Source organism: Flammeovirga agarivorans (assembly GCF_012641475.1).
GTDB classification, from domain to species: Bacteria; Bacteroidota; Bacteroidia; order Cytophagales; family Flammeovirgaceae; genus Flammeovirga; species Flammeovirga agarivorans.
In genome coordinates, this window is sequence record NZ_JABAIL010000083.1 from 1 (window position 1) to 699 (window position 699).

1 protein-coding gene is annotated in these 699 nt (G+C 53.5%); it reads left to right on the forward strand.

The annotated features are described in order from the left end of the window. The first annotated feature begins 195 nt into the window (after nt 1–195). The gene (locus tag HGP29_RS28345) at nt 196–387 is read left to right on the forward strand and encodes a YaiA family protein (RefSeq protein WP_002890278.1); all 192 of its coding nucleotides are present in this window, start codon (nt 196–198) and stop codon (nt 385–387) included. Nucleotides 388–699 lie beyond the last annotated feature (312 nt).

The window sequence follows — 699 nt, forward strand, 5'->3', positions numbered from 1 at the left end:
GCAGCGCGAAGCGTTATACCGGGACGCTGCCCACCATATTGTGGATGCCACGGCCTCGCCGGATCGGGTGGTGGAGCAGATTATGTCCATGCTATGCAGCGCGACGGCAACCCCGGTAAGTTAAGAATTTACTTACATTAAGGCGGCGAGGGGCGCCTATACTTAATAGTTCTGCTACCAGAAGAAGGAAGAACTATGCCAAACAGGCCCCCATATCCGAGAGAAGCGCGCGTGGTTGCGGTAGAGAAAGGTCCTCAGGGTCAGACGGTGACCTGGTATCAGCTCCGTGCGGATTATCCTGAGCCTGATTCGCTTATCAGCGAACATCCTACCGAGCAGGAAGCCGTGGATGCCAAACGGCGTTATGAAGATCCTGACAAGTCGTAATCCCCTGAGCCCGAATTGCCCGCCATGCTGGCAATATCGGGCGTATCTCACATTTTTTATTTATCAGTCGTACTAATGAATATCTAACACACGGATTTTTCAGGCACGGCGCCGCCGCCCGGCAATCTTTACATTCAACCGCGGCGTGGAGCTGCTACGCTTCTCGACGGTTGATTTTTACTCACCAGGGGGGCGGATGCTGTGTGTGGAAAGCCTGTGTTGAAGCAGTGGTTGTGAAAAGGTACATGATATGAGTAGTGCAACGATGGCAATTTTGACCATCGGCGTTGTGCCGCTGGCGGGAGTATTGCC

Coding starts and splice junctions, on each gene's coding strand:
- HGP29_RS28345 (WP_002890278.1), top strand. CDS start 196: ATGCCAAACAGGCCCCCATATCCGAGAGAAGCGCGCGTGGTTGCGGTA.